The organism is Canicola haemoglobinophilus, assembly GCF_002015075.1.
Lineage (GTDB): Bacteria > Pseudomonadota > Gammaproteobacteria > Enterobacterales > Pasteurellaceae > Canicola > Canicola haemoglobinophilus.
The window spans coordinates 1-942 of sequence record NZ_MUXZ01000054.1; the positions used below are offsets into that span (position 1 = coordinate 1).

General features: G+C 36.5%; 1 pseudogene. It reads right to left on the reverse strand.

Annotated features, from left to right (window positions below):
* Positions 1-942: pseudogene (locus B0186_RS11730) on the reverse strand (hemagglutinin repeat-containing protein); the annotation flags it as partial.

Consider the following 942-nt stretch of genomic DNA (forward strand, 5'->3'; position numbering starts at 1 on the left):
AAATTTCATATCTTTATAACTCGCCCAGTTCATTGCATTTTTTGTACTTGATACGCCTAAACTATGAGATAAATGTTTTAAGTCCACCTTATTATCTGGGTTATTTTTATTGTATTGCTCCAATAACCCCCAGATTTTTGTTTGCTCTCTACTCGCATTTGATGCACCAAAAATACTTGGTATATTTAAACCCGCTCTAAATCGTTCAAAAACAGTAAATACTAATTCAGCACCAATAGAGCTATAAGGTTTTCTTACCACTAATACATCGTTTTCTAAATAATCTTTACCTCCATATTGAATTGAACCTGCTAGCCTGTCTTGGTCATTAGTATTCATAATTCCATGGGCATACATTCTCGCTAAGGCTACTGCTTCTTCTTTAGTTTTAGGAACAGTTAATTTATCAACTTCCAATTTTTGATATGTAATACACTCCAGACTTTTACAGCCACTCTCTCGTTTCTTTTTAACAAAAATATTATCCTCATTTTTCTCTATTCTGTAATAAATCTCATCACCAACATCACTCAACTTATCCACAAAATCCCCTGCAATCGCTAAATCTTGCTCTAAATCTGACCGCACTTTAGTTACATCTGTCTTATTAACATCTTGATGAACATAAGTGCGGTTAATTTCTTCGGCAGTTTGTTTTGCTGTTTTTCCTGTTAAGCTTTGTTGAGCTTGATTGTCTTGAATTTGGATATTTGAAGTAGTGATTGCACTTGTGGTATAGCCATTTTCACTGCCGTTGTCATTAACATATCCTGCTAATGCTGTCGCTAAACCTTTGGCAATTCCCCAGTTACCCTGTGAGCCAACGCCAGCCACACCACTAAACTCCACTTTGGAAGAACCGTCTTTGTGGTTTTGCCCTATTTGTTTTAGCTTAACGCCACCAACTTCTTTAGCTGCATCTCCACCACTGACAGTAACACC